The 20,310-nt window shown below is 60.0% G+C and carries 15 protein-coding genes and 1 pseudogene; 6 read left to right on the top strand and 10 right to left on the bottom strand.

Annotated features, from left to right (window positions below):
- Positions 1–1,347 carry an MFS transporter gene (locus tag P0D89_RS36850; RefSeq protein WP_408366285.1) on the top strand — a complete coding sequence of 449 codons (1,347 nt, stop codon included), beginning with the start codon at positions 1–3 and terminating at the stop codon, positions 1,345–1,347.
- A gap of 401 nt (positions 1,348–1,748) precedes the next feature.
- Here P0D89_RS36850 and P0D89_RS36845 read toward each other — a convergent pair whose 3' ends face one another.
- The 4 genes from P0D89_RS36845 to P0D89_RS36830 all read right to left on the bottom strand — a co-directional run bounded on the left by P0D89_RS36845 (position 1,749) and on the right by P0D89_RS36830 (position 6,114).
- Positions 1,749–3,290 (bottom strand): UxaA family hydrolase, encoded by a 1,542-nt coding sequence (locus P0D89_RS36845; RefSeq protein ID WP_408366313.1) that lies wholly within the window; start codon positions 3,288–3,290, stop codon positions 1,749–1,751.
- A gap of 20 nt (positions 3,291–3,310) precedes the next feature.
- A complete protein-coding gene (locus P0D89_RS36840; protein ID WP_408366287.1) occupies positions 3,311–3,442 on the bottom strand; it encodes a hypothetical protein in 132 nt (43 codons plus the stop codon).
- 42 nt (positions 3,443–3,484) lie between these two features.
- The gene (locus P0D89_RS36835; protein ID WP_408366289.1) at positions 3,485–4,822 is read right to left on the bottom strand and encodes an MFS transporter; all 1,338 of its coding nucleotides are present in this window, start codon (positions 4,820–4,822) and stop codon (positions 3,485–3,487) included.
- Between the two features lie 71 nt (positions 4,823–4,893).
- Complete coding sequence (locus P0D89_RS36830) at positions 4,894–6,114, bottom strand: fumarylacetoacetate hydrolase family protein (protein ID WP_408366291.1); 1,221 nt, start codon at positions 6,112–6,114, stop codon at positions 4,894–4,896.
- Positions 6,115–6,271: 157 nt separating this feature from the next.
- Between P0D89_RS36830 and P0D89_RS36825 the strand changes: the two genes are divergently transcribed.
- Positions 6,272–7,261: a LysR family transcriptional regulator gene (locus tag P0D89_RS36825; protein WP_408366315.1), complete on the top strand. Its 990-nt coding sequence runs from the start codon at positions 6,272–6,274 to the stop codon at positions 7,259–7,261.
- Between the two features lie 35 nt (positions 7,262–7,296).
- Here the strand turns inward: P0D89_RS36825 and bamA are convergent, their stop codons facing one another.
- From bamA to P0D89_RS36810, 3 genes and pseudogenes are all read right to left on the bottom strand, one after another.
- Entirely contained in the window at positions 7,297–9,606 is a 2,310-nt protein-coding gene (gene bamA / locus P0D89_RS36820; RefSeq protein WP_408366293.1) for an outer membrane protein assembly factor BamA, read from the bottom strand.
- 99 nt (positions 9,607–9,705) lie between these two features.
- The gene (locus P0D89_RS36815) at positions 9,706–10,104 is read right to left on the bottom strand and encodes a hypothetical protein (protein WP_408366295.1); all 399 of its coding nucleotides are present in this window, start codon (positions 10,102–10,104) and stop codon (positions 9,706–9,708) included.
- Between the two features lie 121 nt (positions 10,105–10,225).
- A pseudogene (locus tag P0D89_RS36810) lies at positions 10,226–10,414 on the bottom strand (SDR family oxidoreductase); the annotation flags it as partial.
- Positions 10,415–11,660: 1,246 nt separating this feature from the next.
- On the opposite strand from P0D89_RS36810, the gene P0D89_RS36805 reads away from it, so the two are divergent.
- From P0D89_RS36805 to P0D89_RS36795, 3 genes are read left to right on the top strand one after another with little or no spacing between them, the layout of a single operon-like run.
- Complete coding sequence (locus tag P0D89_RS36805; protein ID WP_408377993.1) at positions 11,661–14,852, top strand: efflux RND transporter permease subunit; 3,192 nt, start codon at positions 11,661–11,663, stop codon at positions 14,850–14,852.
- A complete protein-coding gene (locus tag P0D89_RS36800) occupies positions 14,842–16,029 on the top strand; it encodes an efflux RND transporter periplasmic adaptor subunit (RefSeq protein ID WP_408366299.1) in 1,188 nt (395 codons plus the stop codon). The genes P0D89_RS36805 and P0D89_RS36800 overlap by 11 nt, the downstream gene beginning before the upstream one ends.
- Positions 16,022–17,491: an efflux transporter outer membrane subunit gene (locus P0D89_RS36795; RefSeq protein WP_408366301.1), complete on the top strand. Its 1,470-nt coding sequence runs from the start codon at positions 16,022–16,024 to the stop codon at positions 17,489–17,491. The genes P0D89_RS36800 and P0D89_RS36795 overlap by 8 nt, the downstream gene beginning before the upstream one ends.
- Positions 17,492–17,564: 73 nt before the next feature.
- Here P0D89_RS36795 and P0D89_RS36790 read toward each other — a convergent pair whose 3' ends face one another.
- On the bottom strand, positions 17,565–18,014 hold the full coding sequence (locus P0D89_RS36790) for a hypothetical protein (RefSeq protein ID WP_408366303.1): 450 nt from the start codon (positions 18,012–18,014) through the stop codon (positions 17,565–17,567).
- Positions 18,015–18,299: 285 nt separating this feature from the next.
- Here P0D89_RS36790 and P0D89_RS36785 point away from each other — a divergent pair, with 285 nt between their 5' ends.
- Positions 18,300–18,425: a hypothetical protein gene (locus P0D89_RS36785; protein WP_408366305.1), complete on the top strand. Its 126-nt coding sequence runs from the start codon at positions 18,300–18,302 to the stop codon at positions 18,423–18,425.
- 340 nt (positions 18,426–18,765) lie between these two features.
- Here the strand turns inward: P0D89_RS36785 and P0D89_RS36780 are convergent, their stop codons facing one another.
- On the bottom strand, positions 18,766–19,668 hold the full coding sequence (locus P0D89_RS36780) for an NAD(P)-dependent oxidoreductase (protein ID WP_408366307.1): 903 nt from the start codon (positions 19,666–19,668) through the stop codon (positions 18,766–18,768).
- Between the two features lie 42 nt (positions 19,669–19,710).
- Positions 19,711–20,310: dehydroquinate synthase/iron-containing alcohol dehydrogenase family protein (locus P0D89_RS36775; RefSeq protein ID WP_408366309.1), on the bottom strand; the 600-nt coding region annotated here is incomplete at its 5' end.

Genomic DNA, 20,310 nt, shown 5'->3' with positions numbered 1-20,310 from the left:
ATGAAAACAACAAAGACCCGATATTTCATTGTCTTTCTACTATTCGTAGTCACGGCCATCAACTACATGGATCGTGCGAATCTCTCGATCGCGGGCAGCAGGATCCAGGGGGACTTCAGCCTTTCGCCGACCCAACTCGGCCTGCTCTTTTCGATGTTCACGTGGACGTATGCGGCCGCCCAGCTTCCTGTCGGTTATCTCCTTGATCGAATCGGATCGAGAGTTCTGTACGGCGGCGCAATTGTCATCTGGAGCGCATGTACATTCGCGATGGGCTTTGCTTCACATCATCTTTTCTCGGCCCTGGGCGCCTCGTTTGCGGTGCTGCTGGTCTGCCGGGCCCTGATTGGCCTCGCTGAAGCGCCGTCGTACCTCTCGAATACGAAAATCGTCGCGAACTGGTTTCCGAAGAACGAACGCGCACGGGCAACGGCGACCTATATCAGTTCGCAATACATCGGTCTTGCATTGTTCACGCCGGTCCTGACTTTTCTGACGAGCCGTTACGGTTGGCAAATGGTGTTCTATGCAACGGGGGGCGTTGGGATCGTCTTTGGGGTCTACTGGCTGATCGTTTATCGCGACCCCAAAGACAGCAGGAGAACCGCTCAGGCCGAGCTCGACCTTATCAGGGCCGGGGGTGGCTACGGATCTCAGGATCAATCCACGGTCAGCACCGTGGTCGAGAGAGACGACGTCCTGTACTTCCTCAAGAACAAAACCGTCTGGGGACTGTTCATCACGCAGTTCGCCTATAACTCGACGCTGATCTTCTTCATGACATGGTTCATCGTCTACCTCGAAAAGGCATTGAATCTCACGCTTTCCAAAGCGGGACTGGGCGCATCCATTCCCTATCTCATGGCGATGGCCGGCATGCTGGCGGGCGGCTTCCTCAGTGACAGCCTCCTGAAAAGGGGTAAATCGGTCACGGTCGCGCGCAAGGTGCCGGTGATAGTCGGCCTCGTGTTGACGGCCATGATCGTCACCGTCAATTTTTTCGAGAACCAGCCCGTCATTGCGATCGGGATCCTTTCGCTGGCCTTCTTTGGAAACAACGTCGCGAATCTCGGCTGGGTGGTGTTTACGGACGTCATTCCTCGCAATTTCATCGGTACGATGGGCGGCTTCCTGAATCTGTTCGGCAATCTGTCCGGCATTGCTACGCCGATCGTTTTCGGCATGATCCTGCAACGCACGCATAGCTTCCACTATGCGATGTGGTACGTCTCGATCGTCGCAGTGCTCGGTATCCTTTCGTATATCTTCCTCGTCGGCAAAATCGAAATGATCGTGCCGCCGAAGAAGCGGGAGCCGGACGTGTACCGGGTGATGCAGTCGAACTAGCCTCCTATACGAGGACTTGCGCTACCTGAGCATCTGCAGAACTGATTGACGTTCGAGGGCCACGCGATCGAACCTTGACCGTTAGTTGCATTGAATAAGTCGACGCGTAACGCCCTCAGAGGTGAGCTTTTGCAGGAGTGATTGAGCGCGAAATGCTGCCGGCTCGATTCGAAGCGCAAGAGAGATGTCAGTGCGGATTCTGGATGGAGAAATCCAGACGATCTCCACGGAATTTCAGGCGATCGGGGCGTGTTCACACGCCCTCGCCGCCCCGACGATGCCGTTCGGATGCAACTTGCGAGCGTCCCGTTCCAAGCAAAGAAAGGACGCTCTTTAACCCCTCCGGCAGTCAGGGCGCTGAGCCCGCATGATGCGCAACCAAAGAAAACGCAAACGCCGCTCTACGTGATGGCGCCAATCTGCCAGGGCACGAATTCATTCTGACCGTATCCGTGAATCTCGCTTTTCGATGCCTGGCCCGATGCGGTTGCAAGCATGAGCTGGAAGATCTCTTCACCGAGTTCGTCGACCGTTCGTTCGCCGTCGAGAATCGAGCCGCAATTCAGATCAATATCCTCTTCCTGACGTTGCCACAAAGCGGTATTGGTTCCCAATTTCAACGATGGCGACGGCGCACAACCATAAGCGGAGCCGCGGCCGGTCGTAAAGCAGATCAGGTTTGCCCCACCCGCGACCTGCCCGGTCGCGGAAACCGGATCGTAGCCCGGCGTATCCATGAAAACGAGACCGTGTGCCCGGACCAGTTCGGCGTACCGGTATACGTCGACGAGATTGGTTGTGCCGCCTTTCGCCACGGCACCAAGCGACTTTTCGAGGATCGTTGTCAGCCCACCGGCCTTGTTGCCGGCCGACGGATTGTTGTTCAGATCGGCGTTCATGCGGGCGCAGTACGCTTCCCACCAGTGAATCCGTTCGATAAGCTTTTCGCCGACTTCACGCGACACAGCCCGGCGCGTCAATAGATGTTCGGCGCCGTATACCTCGGGGGTTTCTGAAAGAATCGCCGTTCCACCATGCGAGACCAGCCGATCGACGGCCGCGCCGAGTGCCGGATTTGCGGTAATGCCGGAGTAGCCGTCTGAACCGCCGCATTGCAAGCCGATCACCAGATGCTTTGCGTCGACGGGCTCGCGCCGTACCTTGTTCGCTTCCACGAGCATCGCCTTGACCTGTTCGATACCCGCCGCCACCGTGCGCGCCGTGCCGCCGGTCGCCTGAATGGTCATCGTCTTCAGCGCCGCGCCTGGCGTAAGACCCTGGCTTTGCACAAGCCCGTCGATCTGATTGGTTTCGCAACCCAGCCCGACGATCAGTACGCCAGCGAAATTAGCATGCCGTGCATAACCACCGAGGGTGCGCCGGATCATTTCGAGCGCTTCGCCTTCGGAATCGATCGCGCAGCCTTGACCGTGCGTCAGCGCAATGACGCCATCAACGTTTGGATAGTCCGCAAGCGCTTGCGGATGGATATCGCGACGAAAGTAATCTGCGATGGCGCGAGCTGCCGTTGCGGAGCAATTGACCGAGGTCAGGATGCCGACGTAGTTGCGAGTTGCGACACGTCCGTCGGCGCGAACGATGCCCATGAACCGTGCCGCCTCTGCGACCGTCGGCGCGGGCTTCGCATCCGCGCCGAAAGCGTAGTCCCGATCGAAGTCGCCCATCGCAAGGTTGTGCGTGTGGACGTGCTCTCCGGCTTGAATGTCACGTGTCGCGAAGCCGATGATCTGCCCGTAGCGCCGTACTGGCGCACCCGCTTCGACGCTGCGGATGGCAAGCTTATGGCCCGCCGGGATCAACCCCCGTACGGCAAGACTACTGCGGATGCGCATGCCCGCGACAAGCTGGTGCCGCGCGATGACGACATCGTCATCCGGATGCAGTTGCACGACTGGCCCCACGGTTGCCGACGCATCGGCCATTGCGTTTTCAGCATCGAATATCACGACGTGGCCTCCTCGATCCGTGCTGCGCGCACTGCCTCGCCCGTTACGGCATCAAGGCCGACGAGCGCAGGATTCGATGCGCAAGCGCTGCGTAGTCCGCCGATGTAATGATGTTCGAGAATGGTCATGTGAATTTCCGGTTAAATCGTGGGCAGCGTGCCTGCATGTGCCTAGCGAAGCGTCGCTTCAGGCGAGCCGATCGGCGCATCGGTTACGCGGCGCGAATGCAAGCCGATGCTCAGAAGCAAAACCACGCCGATGACACCCGCAAATGCCAGGGTGAACATGCCCGCACGTGGGCTATGGAACAGCGTCTCCACTGCCGTCTTTAAAGTCGGCGCGATGAAGCCGCCGAGATTGCCGAGCGCGCCGATCATTGCAATACCGCTCGCTGCCGCGGTACCGCTCAGGTAGGCGGTCGGCAACGTCCAGAAGAGCGGTTGAACGACAACGAAGCCGACCGTCGCTATACAGAATGCGACGAGCACTGGTCCGATGTGATTGCCGAGGGTCGACAGTGCTATCCCTGCTGCGGCGGCCGCCAGCATGGCGACGGCGAGTTGCCGATGCTTCCCGTGCGCGTCCGCGTAGCCGGTGATGAAGCGCAGTGCGATGAGTGCGCACAACCAGGGAATGGCGGTCAGAAAGCCGACCTTCGAGCCGATGGCGGTACCCGTCAGCTCCGAAATCCGCGTCGGCAGGTAGAAGATGACGCCATATACGCTGACCTGAATGGCGAAATAGATCGATACGAAGCGAAGTACGTTCCAGTTGCGCAGCGCGGTCAGCGCGGTAGCCGGCCCATGCGCGACCTTGTGCCGGTCTTCCGCTGCAATGGCGTTTTCCAGGGCGTCTTTTTCGGCCGGCGTCAGCCACTTCGCGTGGCGCGGCTTGCTAACCAGATAGAAGAACGCGACGATGCCGACCGTTGACGCAGCGAGACCTTCGATCAGGAACATCCATTGCCAGTTGTGCAGCCCGAGGCGCCCACCCATGACTTCCATCAGATAGCCTGACAGCGGGCTGCCCAGCACGAGCGCCACTGGCAAACCGAAGTAGTAGATACCTAGCGCCTTACCGCGTTCACGCGCGGGGAACCAGTACGTGGAATAGAGGATGACGCCGGGCGAAAAACCTGCTTCGGCCACGCCCAGAATGAAACGCAGCACATAGAACAAGGTCTCGCTGTGCGCAAACATCATGGCCGCCGACGCAAGCCCCCAGGTCACCATGATCCGGCTCAACCAGATCTTCGCCCCCACCCGATGCAGCATCAGATTGCTCGGGATCTCGAACACCGCATAGCCGATGAAGAAGATCCCGGCCCCCAGCGCAAACGCCGCGTTGCCGATGTTCGAATCGACCTGAAGGGCCTGTTTGACAAACCCGACGTTCGAACGGTCAAGCATCGATAGCGCGAACATCAGCGCGAGGAAGGGCGCAAGCCGCAGGCGCGCCTTGCGCACCGCGCTTTCCAACGGCTCTTGCGTAACGGGTTGAGTCTGCATCTCGTTTGTCTCCTTGAGGAAGCCGGGTACGCCGGTCTGTTATGGCGAGTTAGAGCGGGGTTAATACATGATCACAGAGGGGCTGTGCCGAGTAATCCTCGTGCAGCAAGGTTCGCCATCAGCGCGCGCACCCCGAAGGTCCACGGCTCGATGCGGTCGCTGTGGTTGACCCGGTTGACCAGCGCGCCGAGCTCCCGGCTCGAAATCTTCACGATGTCGCCCAGCTTGTGTGTGAAGCCCGCTCCAGCGGCGTCGCGGTCTTCGATTGGTGCAAAAAGCGTTCCGAGGAACAGCAGCGCGCCATCGGGGTATTGGTGGGTGGAACTGATCGTCTGCGAAACGAGATCGAGCGGATCGCGCGTGATCTGGTCCATCGAACTCGTACCTCGCAAAGCAAAGCCGTCACTGCCCTCAACGCGCAAATCGACCGTCGCACGGCGCACATCGTCGATCGAGAAAGTCTCGTCGAAAAGCCGCAGGAAAGGGCCAATCGCACACGAGCCATTGTTGTCCTTCGCCTTGCCAAGCAGGAGTGCGCTGCGTCCTTCGAAATCGCGCAGATTGACGTCGTTGCCCAGAGTCGCGCCGAGCGCGCGGCCGCGACTGTCGATCGACAGCACGATTTCAGGCTCCGGGTTGTTCCACGCCGAATTTGGATGCAGCCCGATCTCGGTGCCCGTGCCTAAAGCCGCCAACAGCGGCGCTTTTGTGAAGACTTCCGCGTCAGGGCCGATTCCGACTTCCAGGTATTGGGACCAGAGCCCCTGCTCGATCAGCAGCGCCTTCAATTCGCGCGCCTCGGCGGAGTCCGGCCGGATGCTGGTGAGACTATCGCCGACGAGAGACCTGATCTGGTCTCGCACGCGCACCGCGCCTTGCGGGTCGCCCTTTGCCTGCTCTTCGATCACTCGTTCAATCAGGCTCGCCGCGAAAGTCACCCCTGCTGCCTTGATGACCTGCAGATCGCAAGGCGCGAGCAACCGGACGCGCTCCGGGTTGCGCGCCGTATCGCCTGCTGCATCGGCCGTATTGGCGATGATCGTGTCCAGCTTGCCGATCCAGCGGCCACTCGCGGCCCGCACTGACGCGACCGGATCTTCACGCTCCAGCAAGCTGCTGATGGTCGGTGCCGCGTCGGAAATGTCGAACACGCCATCGGCGCGCACGACGACTACTGCGGGACCCGCGGGCATCGATTGGGTGGCGGGAACCCAGGCCCGGCCGACAAGTGTACCGGACAACCCGTCCGACGGAAGCGTGTCCGTTACGCTGAGTGAAAGCCGGGTTGTCATGTCTGTCTCCACTGATGTTGTCTGGCGCGCGTGCCTTGCTGCCCGTTCGCGCGTCGATTCGCCCAGCTGCAACTTTAGGCAGCCAACCGATAAACATCCAATCTCTTATTCAGTACAATCGATTCCATCCGGTTATGAGTTCTTGCGTGTATACCCCATGTCCAGACAATTTGCGGTGCATACGTCGAGCGTCCTGGCCAGGCTGCGTTTCAGACATCTTCAACTGCTCGACGCCCTCGGACGCACGCACAACTTGCGCATCGCAGCCGAACAGATGCTCATCACCCAGCCCGCGGCGACAAAAATCCTGAGTGACATCGAATCGATGTTCGGAGCCCAGTTGTTCGAACGGTTACCGCGGGAGATGCGCCCAACCGATCTCGGCGTATTGTCCGTACGCTATGCAACCACGGCGGTAGCGGATCTGGGCAAGTTCGTAAGCGAGTTCAGCACCTTGAGCGATGGCGGCTACGGTCATCTCACCGTGGGCGCGATCTCGGCTTCAGCCGCTCAGGTGGTGACGACCGGCATCAGGGAGATCCGCGAGCAGCGGCCAAAACTGGTCATCAAACTGGTCGAACAGAGCAGCGACCAACTGGCGATCTGGCTCGAAGAAAGGAAGCTGGACGTGATGGTCGGCCGGCTGACCGAGCCGCGCCATCAAGTACTTTTCGACTTCGAGGTGCTGTCTGGGGAACCGGTCTGGGTGGTGGTCGGACAGCATCACCCGTTGCTGCAGCAGCGGCGACTGGAGTTGGCCGATCTTGGCGCGTGGCCATGGATTCTCTATCCGCAAGCAACGGCGATCAGGCAGTTGTTCGACGAAACGTTCACCGGCGCGGGCATTCCTGCGCCGGTGGGCATGGTGGAGACGCCTTCAATCTTTTCAACGCTGGAACTGTTGCAAGCCACCGACATGATCTCGCTGCAGCCGCGTGCCGCCGTCGAAAAATATGTGAGCAAGGGTCTCCTCGGGCATCTGCCCGTTCCCATCAAGCGGACCATGACGAGCTACGGCATCGTCACACGTAAGCACGAGTTGCCGTCGCAGCCCATGCAGGAATTCATCGCGATTTTGCGTTCGGTTGCCGAACGGGTGGGCGATCCGGCGCTTCCAACGCGGGACGGATCGTGTGAGGCAACGTGACGATATGGATCGACGAAAGCGGTCCGACAACAGCCTTAGAACGATGTGCCTATCTGGAACTGGAATTTCTGGTACTGGTCGCCTACGTGCTTGATGAGCGGAAAGCCCAGGCTCAGCTTGAGCGGGCCGATCGGCGAGATCCAGGCCAGACCCAGCCCATAGCCGTAGCGTAGTCCGTTGGCGCCGATGGTATTGCCTTCGCTGCCCCATACATTGCCGCCGTCGAGGAAGGTAAAGACGCGCAACGTGCGGTCATAGCCGGATCCCGGCAATGGAACGGTCAGCTCGATATTGCCGACGACCATCTTCGAGCCACCGATGGGGTCGTTCGTGGTCGCATCGCGCGGTCCGAGCGAACTTGGCTCATACCCACGCACTGAACCAATACCGCCCGCATAGTAGTTCTTGAAGATCGGATAGGGCTTGCCGTCCAATCCATTACCATAGCCGCCCTGAAAATTCAGGCCGAGCACAAAGCCACGTGCGAATGAATAATAGTATTGAGCCTGGAGGTCTGCCTTATAGTACGGCGTATCACCGAGCGGCGTGCCATATTCGGCGTTGGCTTGCGTATAGTAGCCCCGGCTTGGGACAAGCGCGCTATCACGTACGTCACGCGACCATCCCACCGTCAACGGCACGTTGTTGGAGACACGCCCAAATTCCGTGACGTAATCCTTATAGCTCTGAGGCGTATTGGCGTCGATATCCAGACGGTTCTGCTCGAACCCCAGGCCGAAGTACACCATGTCGGCCTCGGAGAAAGGTACGCCGAATTTCAGGTCCGCTCCAGCCGTGACAATTCGGAAGCTCGAGTCGGTCGAATAAAACAAGGGCTCCGTCGTGCGGTAATAGACGTCGGTGATGCGCTTGATGCCGTCAATCGTGAAGTACGGATCGACCTGCGTGACCGTCAACGTACGGTTGGTAGTCGAGGTGTTCACATTCAGCGCGAGGCTCGTGCCCGAGCCGAACACGTTATCCTGCGACACGCCCGCCGAGATAATGGGGCCCTCTCCTGAGCCATAGCCTAAGCCCAGCGAAATCGAGCCCGTCGGTTTTTCCGTCACCTTGACGTCCACGTCGACCTGGTCCGGCGTGCCTTCGACCGGCACCGTGGTCACGTCGACATCGGTGAAATAACCGAGACGGTTGATCCGGTCTTTCGATAGCGCGAGGCGGTTCGAGTCGAACCACGAACTCTCCATCTCACGCATTTCACGACGTACCACTTCGTCGCGAGTACGCGTGTTGCCGACCACGTTGATGCGGCGCACGTACACGCGGCGGCTCGGGTCCACCTGCAGCGTCAGGTCGACCTTGTGGTTGGCCTGATCGATCTTCGGCTGTGCATTGACGGTCGCAAACGCGTAGCCATATTCGCCGAGCTTGTCGACGATCGCCTTGGTGGCGGCTTGCAGCTTTTCAGCCGAGAAGCGGTCACCCGGTTTGATCTTGATCAGCTTGGACAGCTCCGCTTCGCGATCGAGCAGATTGCCGGCCAGCTTGATGGAGGAAATCGTGTACGGCTCGCCTTCATGCAGCGTGACCGTCAGATACATGTCCTTCTTGTCCGGCGTGATCGACACCTGGGTCGACTCGATGTTGAACTCGAGGTAGCCGCGATTCAGGTAATACGAGCGGACGTTTTCGAGGTCACCGGTGAACTTGTCTTTCGCGTACAGGTCGTTCTTCGTGTACCACGAGAACCAGTTCGGCGTGGACAGTTGCATTTCGTCGCGCAGCGTACCCGTGCTGAACGCCTTGTTGCCGATGAAGTTGATCTGGCGGATCTTCGCGCTCGGACCTTCGACCACCGAGAACAGCACCGACACGCGGTTGCGGTCGATCGGCGTGATCGTGGTGGTGACTTCGGCTGCGTAGTAGCCGCGCGTCAGATACTGGCGCTTCAGTTCCTGCTCGGCCTTGTCGACCAGCGCCTTGTCGTAGTAACGGCCTTGCGACAAGCCGACCGCGCTCAGCGCCTTGGTCAGGTTGTCCTTGTCGAACTCATGGATACCGGAGAAGTCGATCGTGCCGATGGCCGGACGCTCCAGCACCTGCACGATGACGACATTGCCTTCGGTCGCAATCTTGACGTCGTTGAAGAAGTCGGTGGCGTAGAGCGCGCGAATCGCTTCGGACGCCTTGTCGTCGTTAAACGTGTCGCCTTGCTTGATGGGCAGGTACGCAAACACGGTACCCGGTTCGACGCGTTGCAATCCCTCAATGCGAATGTCTTGTACCACGAAAGGTGTCGTTGCGTGGGCCGACACCGCCGCCACACTCAGGCCGACGAGGGTCACCGCCCTGCTGCGGCGTGCAGTTGAAGTTTGAACAAGCATGCAAAGGGAAGCCAAATGAGAGACACACAAGGTGAAGACCCGAGCGCAATACGCTGTGCCGCATATCGATCGAGGGCGCGGGTGATTGAGACGCGAGCTTTATTGCACCGTGGTGGCAGACAGATCTCCGATCCTTGCGAGGCCGCTCACCAGCGCCAGCACTTCCGTCATGTGTGCAGCCTCAGCGCGTTGCATGCGGAACGAGAGTTCCGCACCGCCGGGCAGACGGAATGTAAGAATCAGATGGGCTGCCGCGCCTGCGTCCTTGCCAATCTCCCAGGCCTCACACGGCATCGCGAATTTCACGCTTTTTTTCTTACTGCGGATCCGCTCCGACACGCCAATAGCATTCGACAACGCCGCCAGCAACTCGTGCATGACCGAGCAATGCAACGCAATGCTGGAAGTCTGATTGGTCTTCAACATCAAATACTGACCGTCGCCCGTCAATTCGAAGCCACGTACGGAGTCGATCGCAAGGGAGGGTTGCGGTGCCATTGAGCACTCCAGAATCGAACAAGGAGCGAAGTGTAGGACGCGCTCCCATGTCTTGAGTTACGCGACGACTACCTAAACTTTCCTTCGGTCGTTATCCGTTACTGAATATTCAATCCAGCAAACCGATGCGTCCGGCGGGCAACGTTGGCCCTGGACATTTCACCGGAATCTGCGGCAGGATCTTTGTGTCCAGAATCTCCTGCGAAATCGCCGTGACCATCTTCGTGGCAAGATAGCCGGGCGAAACCGTGTTGACAGTTACGCCTTTGCGCGCGACCTCCAGCGCCAGCCATTTGGTGAAGCCGTGCACTCGCAATTGAAAACTTATCTACATCGCGTTTCAACAATCATGCGATGCTCGTTGGTTGACGAACGGCACACGAGTTGAATGCGGTCCGAGGGACTAATACACGCCGATCAAGAAAGCGTGCGAGGTGATTATTTCAGCCAGATCATGCGGTTCCCTACTTTCCCCACAGAAACTAATTGATACGACGGGCCTTGCGCCGACGACAGTGTGCATAAAAGAGCCTAAAACGTTGCGCCAACTCGCGCGCGACAGACTAGCTCGCGCCACGCGCATCCGGTGATACCGCCGCGCGTCGACTATCGGCTGACACCCCCTAGTCGCCGGGCAGCGGGATTCTTCCAACGATAAGGTTGAACCTTGTGAGCTGCTGCGAATGGATACGGCAGTTCGATGTCCGCAAGGTCAAAGCCATGAACGCAGGTGTCATGTACTCGGGACAGTCTCATATGGCGATTGCTCTACGCTGTCGGCAGTGTGAAAGCCATTTGCCAGTCCACCGGTTTTTCACACAACTGTTTTGCGCAAAAAATCACTTCTACAATTAACCGTTACGTTGTAGCTAAACTCGGCACGCAAAGAGACGTCCCACTTGGCCAGCGATGATCATCGTGAGCAATGTGACAGCGACTGGAAGACTTCATCTCGAGAATGAAAGTCAGTTCCTTTAAATGCCGCTTAGAACCAGCGTCCAGAGGGCGGATGCGCCTCTTGAACAATTGGTAATAAAAATCGCTGAAGGTTTAGCCTTCGCAGAAAGCGACGCTCGCGCTTGTGCGTCCGACTCTTGCCAGACCTTGCTCTGTCAACAACGACAGGCATTCCCGGTGCGTGCGGGAAAAGCGAAATGAGCCCACCCGACCTCCGCACACGTCTGATGTTTTATTTACCCCTCAGCAAAAGTGCCTAGCTTTGTGTACATTCGCGCTTGGGTTGCGTTTGCGGCATATCGACACGCGTCCCAAGGTCCCAAGTCAACCTTCTTTGTTGCGCATGTCTTTCTCTGCTAAACGCCGGGCAATTGAAAGATGCGCGCAAGCTTTTCGATTGATCTTAAGCAGCAGAGCAGTTCTCAAGACATACAGATTATGCGAAGCCCTAGCCAGTATTCCGCCACGGTCGAATATACCGTCAAATCAAGCTCGTCCTGTGCTTGTGTCAGGTACAAGCACGCGGCTGCGGGACATCGCACGCCGCGCTAGCCTCCGCCAAGACACTCTTACGTTTTACCCCAAGCTCAGGAATTCTCATGCTCGGCCTAGTCCGTATCGCCCTTCAGCGACCCTACACTTTCGTAGTCCTGGCGATCTTTATTCTCATCATCGGTCCGTTGTCCGCGATGAGGACGCCAACCGACATCTTTCCGGATATCAATATCCCCGTGATCAGCGTCGTGTGGCAGTACACGGGTCTGCCGCCGGACCAGATGGCAGGCCGCATCACCTCGCCATTCGAACGCACGTTGACAACCACCGTGAACGACGTCGAGCATATCGAGGCGGAATCGGTCGCCGGCTTCGGGATCATCAAGATATTCTTCCAGCCGGGGGTGAATATCAGCACGGCGAACGCGCAGGTAACTGCGGTCGCGCAAACTCAATTGCGACAGTTGCCTGCAGGTACGACGCCTCCTCTGATCCTGAACTACAACGCGTCGACCGTACCGATCATACAGTTGGCGCTGTCGGGCAAGGGACTCTCCGAACAGAACCTCGGTGACCTGGGCCTGAATGCGGTGCGCCCGGTTCTCACGACGGTCGCAGGCGCAGCAATTCCTTACCCGTTCGGCGGCAAGACACGCCAGGTACAGATCGACGTCGACCCAGCAGCGCTCCAGGCGCGCGGCTTATCCGCGCAGGACGTAGCCAACGCACTCGCCGGCCAGAACCTGATTACGCCGGTAGGCACTGAAAAGATCGGTGACTACGAGTACACGTTGCAATTGAACAATGCGCCATCGGAGATCAAAGCCTTGGGCGATCTGCCGGTCAAGGCGGCCAATGGCACCACGGTCTATATCCGTGACATCGCGAATGTGCGCGACGGCAGCCCGCCGCAAACCAATATCGTGCACGTCGACGGCCGGCGCTCGGTGCTGATGTCGGTGCTCAAAAACGGTTCCGTTTCGACGCTCGGCATCATCTCCGGCATCAAGCAGCGACTTGATGCAGGGAAAGCGTCGTGGCCCGCTAACCTGCAGATCGAACCCATCGGCGACCAGTCGCTGTTCGTGCGGGCGGCCATCACCGGCGTGGCGCGCGAGGGCGTGATCGCGGCTTTGTTGACGAGCCTGATGATCCTGCTGTTCCTGGGCAGCTGGCGCTCGACGATCATCATCGCAACCTCGATCCCACTCGCAATCCTCGGCTCCATCGCGACGCTATCCGCGCTCGGCGAGACTTTGAACATCATGACGCTCGGCGGTCTCGCACTAGCGGTGGGAATTCTGGTCGACGATGCCACGGTGACGATTGAAAACATCAATTGGCACCTCGAGCATGGCAAGGAGGTGGAGACGGCAATTCTCGACGGTGCCGCGCAGATCGTCACGCCGGCGTTCGTCTCGCTGCTGTGTATCTGCATCGTGTTCGTGCCGATGTTCTTCCTGAGCGGCGTCGCGCGCTTCCTGTTCGTCCCGATGGCTGAAGCGGTGATCTTCGCGATGATCGCGTCGTTCATCCTGTCGCGAACCCTTGTACCGACGATGGCGAAATACCTGCTGAAACAGCACGTGCAGGACGAGCACGCCCATGAAACGAAGCGCCCCGGTCCTCTCGCGCGTTTCCAGCGTGGCTTCGAAGCGCGCTTCGAAAAGGTGCGTAGCGCTTACCGCGGGTTGCTGGAACTGGCGCTGACCCACCGGCGTCCGTTCGTCAGTGGCTTCCTGGGCTTTGTCGTCCTCTCGTTCGCGCTGGTGCCGTTCCTCGGCCGCAACTTCTTCCCTTCGGTCGATTCGGGACAGATCCTGATGCATGTGCGCGCACCGGTCGGCGTTCGCGTTGAAAAGACCGCGCAGATTTTCGCGGATGTCGAAGGCGCGATCCACCGGATCATTCCACCGGCGGATCTCGGCACCGTGGTCGATAACATGGGTCTGCCGGTCAGCGGCATCAATACCGCGTACAACAACACCGGTACGGTCGGCTCGCAGGACGGCGACATCCAGATCGCGCTGAATGATGGCCATCGTCCAACCGACGAGTACGTTCGCATCATGCGCGAGAGATTGCCTCGCGAATTCCCGGGCGTCACGTTTTCGTTCCCACCGGCGGACATCATCAGTCAGATCTTGAACTTCGGCTCGCCGGCGCCGATCGACCTGCAGATTCGCGGCAATAACCTGAACGCCAACTACGCCTACGCGGCCCGTCTGCTGCGCCAGGTTCGCGATGTGCCGGGCGTGGTCGACGCACGAATCGAGCAGTCGCACGACAACCCGACCTTTAATGTCGATGTCGACCGCACGCGCGCGCAATTGCTCGGCATCACCGAACGCGACGTGACGAACAGCATGGTGGTGAACCTCGCGGGTTCCAGCCAGGTCGCGCCCACGTTCTGGCTGAACAACGCGAACGGCGTATCGTATCCGATCGTGATGCAAACGCCGCAATACAACCTCGATTCGCTCGCCGCCTTGCAAAATCTGCCGATCACGGCCAGCGGCGGAAGCACCGCCCAGATCCTCGGTGGCCTGGCGTCAGTCGAACGCACCAGCAGCAATGAGGTTGTCAGCCAGTACAACATCCAGCCTATGGTCGAGATCTTCGCGACCACCCAGGGCCGCGACCTCGGCGCCGTGGCATCCGATATCCAGCGCATCGTGCATGACAACGCCGGCACCTTGCCCAAGGGCTCGAACGTCGCGCTGCTGGGCCAGGTGCAAACGATGAACAGCGCCTTTGCCGGCATGTTGTTCGGTCTGCTTGGCGCGGTGGTGTTGATCTATCTGCTGATCGTGGTCAATTTCCAGTCGTGGGCCGACCCGTTCGTGATCGTGACCGCATTGCCTGCCGCGTTGGCAGGTATCGTCTGGATGCTGTTCGCAACCCACACCACGCTCTCCGTACCCGCATTGACTGGCGCGATCATGTGCATGGGGGTGGCGACAGCCAACTCGATTCTGGTCGTCAGTTTCTGCCGCGAACGACTTGCCGCACACGGCGACCCGTTCAAGGCCGCTCTCGAAGCGGGCTTTACGCGTTTTCGCCCCGTGCTCATGACCGCGCTCTCCATGATCATCGGCATGATGCCGATGGCGCTCGCTCTCGGCGAAGGCGGTGAGCAAAACGCGCCGCTTGGCCGCGCCGTGATCGGCGGTCTGCTGTTTGCCACCACCGCTTCGCTGTTCCTCGTCCCCGTCATTTTTTGTATCGTGCACGCGCGCCCCGGGCGCGCGGCTACCCCGGCATCCGTCTCGGGAGGTCCTGCTCATGTCGTCTGAATCCACTTTCCCCACTAATACACCGTCGCGCCGCCCACTTCTGATAGCAGGCGTAGTCGGCCTGCTGGTCGTCATAGGCATCGTCGTTGCCGGCGTCACGCTGCGAGCCGCCGATGCACGCAAGCTGAAAACCTGGACCGACGCCCAGGCTGTACCGACCGTCAACGTGATCCAGCCCTTGCGCGACGCCAACGGCCCCTCGCTGCAACTGCCCGGCCGCCTCGAAGCGTTTACGCGCGCGCCGATTTTCGCGCAGGTCAGCGGCTATCTGAAATCATGGAGTGTCGATATCGGCGCGCCGGTCAAAGCGGGGCAGGTACTTGCCGAAATCGAAACGCCCGAGCTCGACCAGCAGCTATTGCAGGCGCGCGCGGATCTCCAGAGTGCGCAGGCGAACGCTTTAGTTGCGGGTACGACGGCCAAGCGCTGGGAAGCGCTACGCGGCACGGATTCCGTCGCCCAGCAGGATGTCGACCAGCGCACCGCCGACTACACCGCCAAGGAGGCGATCGTAGCGGCCGCGAAGGCCAACGTTGACCGCCTCGTCGCCACCAAGGCCTTCGCGCGCATCGTCGCGCCATTCGACGGCGTGGTGACCGCCCGCGATACCGACGTCGGCGCGTTGGTCAACGCCGGCAGCGGTGGCGTAGGACAGGAGCTGTTTGCGGTCTCCGACGTCAAGCAGTTACGCGTGTATGTCCAGGTGCCGCAGAATTACGCACCGGCGATACACGACGGCACGACCGCCAGCCTGACCGTTCCCGAGTATCCCAATCAGGAGTTCACCGCGCGCGTGATTGCAGCGGCGGACTCGGTCAATTCGAGCTCGGGGACGACGCTGGTTCAACTGCTGGTCGACAACGCTAATGGCAAGCTTCTGCCGGGTGGGTTCGCGAGCCTGAAATTCTCGTTGCCCGCCTCCGCCGATTCGCTTCGTGTACCGGCCAGCGCGCTAGTCTTCGATAGCCGCGGCGTCGTGGTCGCCACGCTTGGCGCGAACGGTCATGTGCTGTTCAAACAGGTGAAGATCGACCGCGACCTGGGCAACTCAGTGGAGATTGGCTCAGGGCTCGCCGCAACCGATCGCGTGATCGATACACCACCCGACGGACTCGCTGACGGCGACAGCGTGCAGATTGCGACGGCGACCGACAAGAAGGCAGTTGCACATGGTTAAGTATGGACTTCCGGCGCTTCTCGCGAGCGTCGTCGCGCTCTGCGCCTGCTCGCTCGCGCCGCAATATCAGGTCCCGCCGACGCCGGTCGCTGCGCAATTCAAGACGTTTGGGCCGTGGACCACGGCACAGCCCGCCGACCGGATAGACCGCAACGGCTGGTGGAAGATGTATGGCGACGCGCAGCTCGACGATCTCGAAGCACGGCTGCTGGCCAACAACACCGACTTGCGCGCGGCATACGCACACTATGCGCAAGCGCAGGCTTTCGTGGCGCAGGTCGAATCGGGACTGTACCCATCGGTCAGTGTGAGCGCCGTGCCATTGCGTGAGCGCCAGTCCGACAACCGGCCGTTGCGTGTAGGCGGCCCGAACGACTTCAACTCGGTCACGCTTGGCGGCGAAATCAACTACGACCTCGACCTCTGGGGCCGCGTGCGCGACTCCGTGGTGGCCGGCAAGGACGAGGCGCAGGCGACCCAAGCCGATCTGGCCTCGGTCAGGCTGAGCCTGCAGGTCGAACTGGCGGATAGTTACGTCCGCTTGCGCGGTCTCGACCAGCAAACCGAGCTGTTGAACGAGACTGTCGTCGCCTATGCAAAGGCCCTGCAACTCACACAAACATTGCACAACAGTGGGATCGTGTCGGGCCTCGACGTTTCCCGAGCGCAAACGCAACTTTCGTCGGCGAAGTCGCAGCTGTCGCAGAACCTGGCGCAACGGGCTCTGATTGAACACGCGATCGCGGTCCTGGTTGGAGCCTCCGCGTCCGAATTCAGTCTGCCGCCCCAGACCGCCGCCATTGCGTTGCCGGCGATTCCGACCGGCCTGCCGTCGACGCTGCTGCAGCGACGGCCCGACGTCGCTGCAGCGGAACGCCGGGTGGCCGAGGCCAACGCAAAAATTGGCGTCGCGCGAGCGGCCTACTTCCCGGACATCACGCTCAGCTTGCAGGGTGGTGTGCAAAGCGCTGCCTACGCCGGCCTGGTTAGCGCGCCTAATCTGTTCTGGGCGATCGGCCCGCAGCTTGTGCAGTACGTGTTCGACGGCGGGTACCGTCGTGCGCAACTCGATTCCGCCAAGGCGGCAACCGAAGAAGCGGGAGAACGTTACCGCAGTGTGGTGCTGTCTGCATTCCAGCAGGTTGAAGACAACCTTGCCCTGCTGTCGTATCTCGGCACTGCGCTCGGTCAGCAACGGGATGCAGCAAACGCCGCCCAGTATTCGGTCGACCTCGCGTTACGTCAATATCGCCAAGGCGTAGTGGGTTACCTCGATGTGGTGCAGGCGCAGACGGTCGCACTCGATGCGCAACGCAGCGTGCTCGATATCCAGACGCGCCAGCTGAGCGCGAATGTGCAACTGCTGGATGCGCTTGGCGGTGGATGGTCGAGCGATGAACTCGCTCAAGCGGCTGCAGCGCCGGCACTCGTCGCGACGGCAACGAAAGGCAGCGCTAACTGAACGCCTCTGTACGGCGCGGGAACGGCATGCCCCGTAGTATTTCGACTACTTCGGAGCGCGTTCCCTGTCCGGTCTATTGCAACCTGTTAGCGGTTGCGGAAACGTTGAGATCGATGTCGTCGCGGCGATCGATCGTCTGTGCGTCGTTCAACATTGGCGAATGAAGATCGCTTTTGATGAACCTGGAAAACCGCGCTTTGGCCTCGAACACGTGCCTGGTTGCAGCCGCCGCCAGTTGCTGATCGTGAATGGCCAGGATCTCTTCGAGCATGGATGCGACCTCGGCGCTCACTTGCCACACTCCGTCACACTGGGCCCTGCCAGCAGCTTGATCCAATGCAGCCTCTGCACATTGGTACAAATCGACAGGCGCATTGCCGAATCCGGCCTCTTGCAAGTAGTGCGTAATATGTACGACTCTGTTCAGCTCATTGATCAGATGAGCATTCCCTTGCCCTTTGCGACAGACCGCAAGAGCAAGGTGATTCGCGAGCGAAATATCAGAGACAGCTTGCCTCGTCATTGGGAGCAGCATCTCCTTGCTCAGATGACGTCGACGAAAAAAAGCGCGGCCCGTGGACCGGCGAGTGCTATGGGACATTGAGAGTGTATCGAAGAGAGAGTTGCGAAACGGCCCTACTGGTTTGCGAATAATCGACATTCACGGTTGTGTCGCGCCAATTCTATAGCGATATCGCCGAGGCCGCATTCACGTCAATTGCAGTAGCACTGTGGCGCTTAGTCACATCTGAACTCCGAGGCCACTTGCAGAACCCCATATCAATTGGTGCTGTGGGGAACGATCGAAATGGCGCAGAGGTTTGTGCATAATGCGCAGGAACGGGTCGCGGTTCGTTTCGAGATCGGCGTATTCGAAGGCGGCATCTTTCCGACTTTCCTGCTGTTCGTCAGGAACTGGTTTGCGCGTTCGTAATCGTGCTCATGGCGAGCCTGACTTACTGGTCCGACCGCAAACTGGAGAAGTGGCTCTTTTCCGTGATACCGCCGACTACTTCCGGCCTGGCCCTTCTGGTTGGCGGCAAGACCCGGACCGTTGGAAATGGGCCTCTGTCTGATTGCCACAAGCGCGTTCGTGATGTTCATCAAGGAAACCGCGAGACCACGTCGTCAGCGTGATACGACGGGGGAGTCGAATATGGGCTGTAGCTGAGTCCGGGATAGCACCCTGGGTCCGCTAATACTCGGCATCCGGCTCGCGCGCTGTTCGACACGTCGAATGCCGCTCATAGCGAGCGGCATCGTGCCCATTAAGCTTAGCCGCCGTGAAGCGCGTTGCTCATGCCGGCATCGGACAGCGCACAAAGCGCGACCGCCGACCAGTCATGCTCAGCGCCGAGCCCTTGCGAGCGCAACGTCAGGAACCGGTCGTGCACGAGACTTGCCAGCGGCAGCGGAACGCCAAGTGCCTCAGCGGCAGCCAGCATCAGGCGGTTATCCTTCTGGCCGAGCGGCAATGAGAAGCCAGGCGGCTGGAATTGCTGCGACGCAATCATCGACCCGTAGATCTTGTATGGCGGCGCGTTGAAGTTTGCGCTCGTCAACAGTTCGACCAGACGCATCGGATCGATGCCGGCCTTGCCCGCTACGGCACAGGCTTCGCCCAGCGTTTCGATGATCACGGACAGCATGAAATTGCCGATCAGTTTCACCAGGTTGGCCTGCGAAGGATCCTCGCCGACAATGCCCACCGACTGCCCGAGCGTTTCCAGAAGCGGCACGGCAACCTTGAGGTGCTCGTCCGCTCCGGCCGCCATGATGAACAGCTTGCGCGCCGCCGCGGCATCGGGCCGGCCGAACACCGGCGCCGACACGAAGGCTAGACCCGCTGCACGGTACCTGGCCGCGTGATCCTGAGCAGTGGCGACGCTGATGGTGCTCATGGAGATGTGCAGCGCACCCGGTTTCAACGTGGCGGCAATGCCGTCCTCGCCGAACGTGACCGCGGCGTGCGCGGCATCGTCGGCCACCATTGTGAACACCACGTCGGCCCCCAGCGCTGCCTGCGCGGGACTCGACGCAACGCTCGCCCCCGCTTCGCGCAACGGTTCGGCGCGTGCCGGACTCCGGTTGAATACCTTCACGTCATGCCCGGCGTCGATCAGGTTCTTCGCAATCGCGGCGCCCATCGAGCCAAGTCCTACAAATCCAATTTTCATTGCGACACTCCAAATGATCAGCCGCGCGAATGCGCGGCGTGTTCAGACTGCAAATTGATAGACCTGACGGCTCACGTCGAGCGTCACGTCGCCGTTTTCGCCCAACGCCGTCATCCCGTGCTCTTCGAGCTTCGCGATCAGCGTCGCGATTGACTGGCCGCCAATCTTGTAATCGCGCAAGCGGGTTCCTACCGACATGCGTTCGAAGAACACGCGGGTCGCCGTGATCGCCGCACTGATACGCTCGTCCTCGCTGCCCTCGGTGATGTTCCAGACGCGTTCGGCGTACTGCAGCAACTTCGCGCGCTTCGACTCGCGGCGCACGCTCAGCATGGCCGGCAGCACGATGGCGAGCGTCTGTGCGTGATCGAGTCCGTGGAGCGCCGTGATCTCGTGGCCGAGCATGTGGGTCGCCCAGTCCTGCGGCACGCCCGCGCCGATGAGCCCGTTCAGCGCCAGCGTCGCCGTCCACATCAGGTTGGCTCGCACCGCATAGTTGTGCGGCTCGGCAAGCGCTTGCGGGCCGACTTCAGTCAGCGTGATCAGCAGACCTTCGGCAAAACGGTCCTGCACCTTTGCATCGACCGGGTAGGTCAGGTATTGCTCGACGATATGGACGAACGCATCGACCACGCCGTTGGC

Source organism: Paraburkholderia sp. RL18-085-BIA-A (assembly GCF_046027075.1).
Taxonomy (GTDB): domain Bacteria; phylum Pseudomonadota; class Gammaproteobacteria; order Burkholderiales; family Burkholderiaceae; genus Paraburkholderia.
Note: the sequence above shows the minus strand (reverse complement) of the source record. Positions and strands in the feature narration are given on the sequence as shown.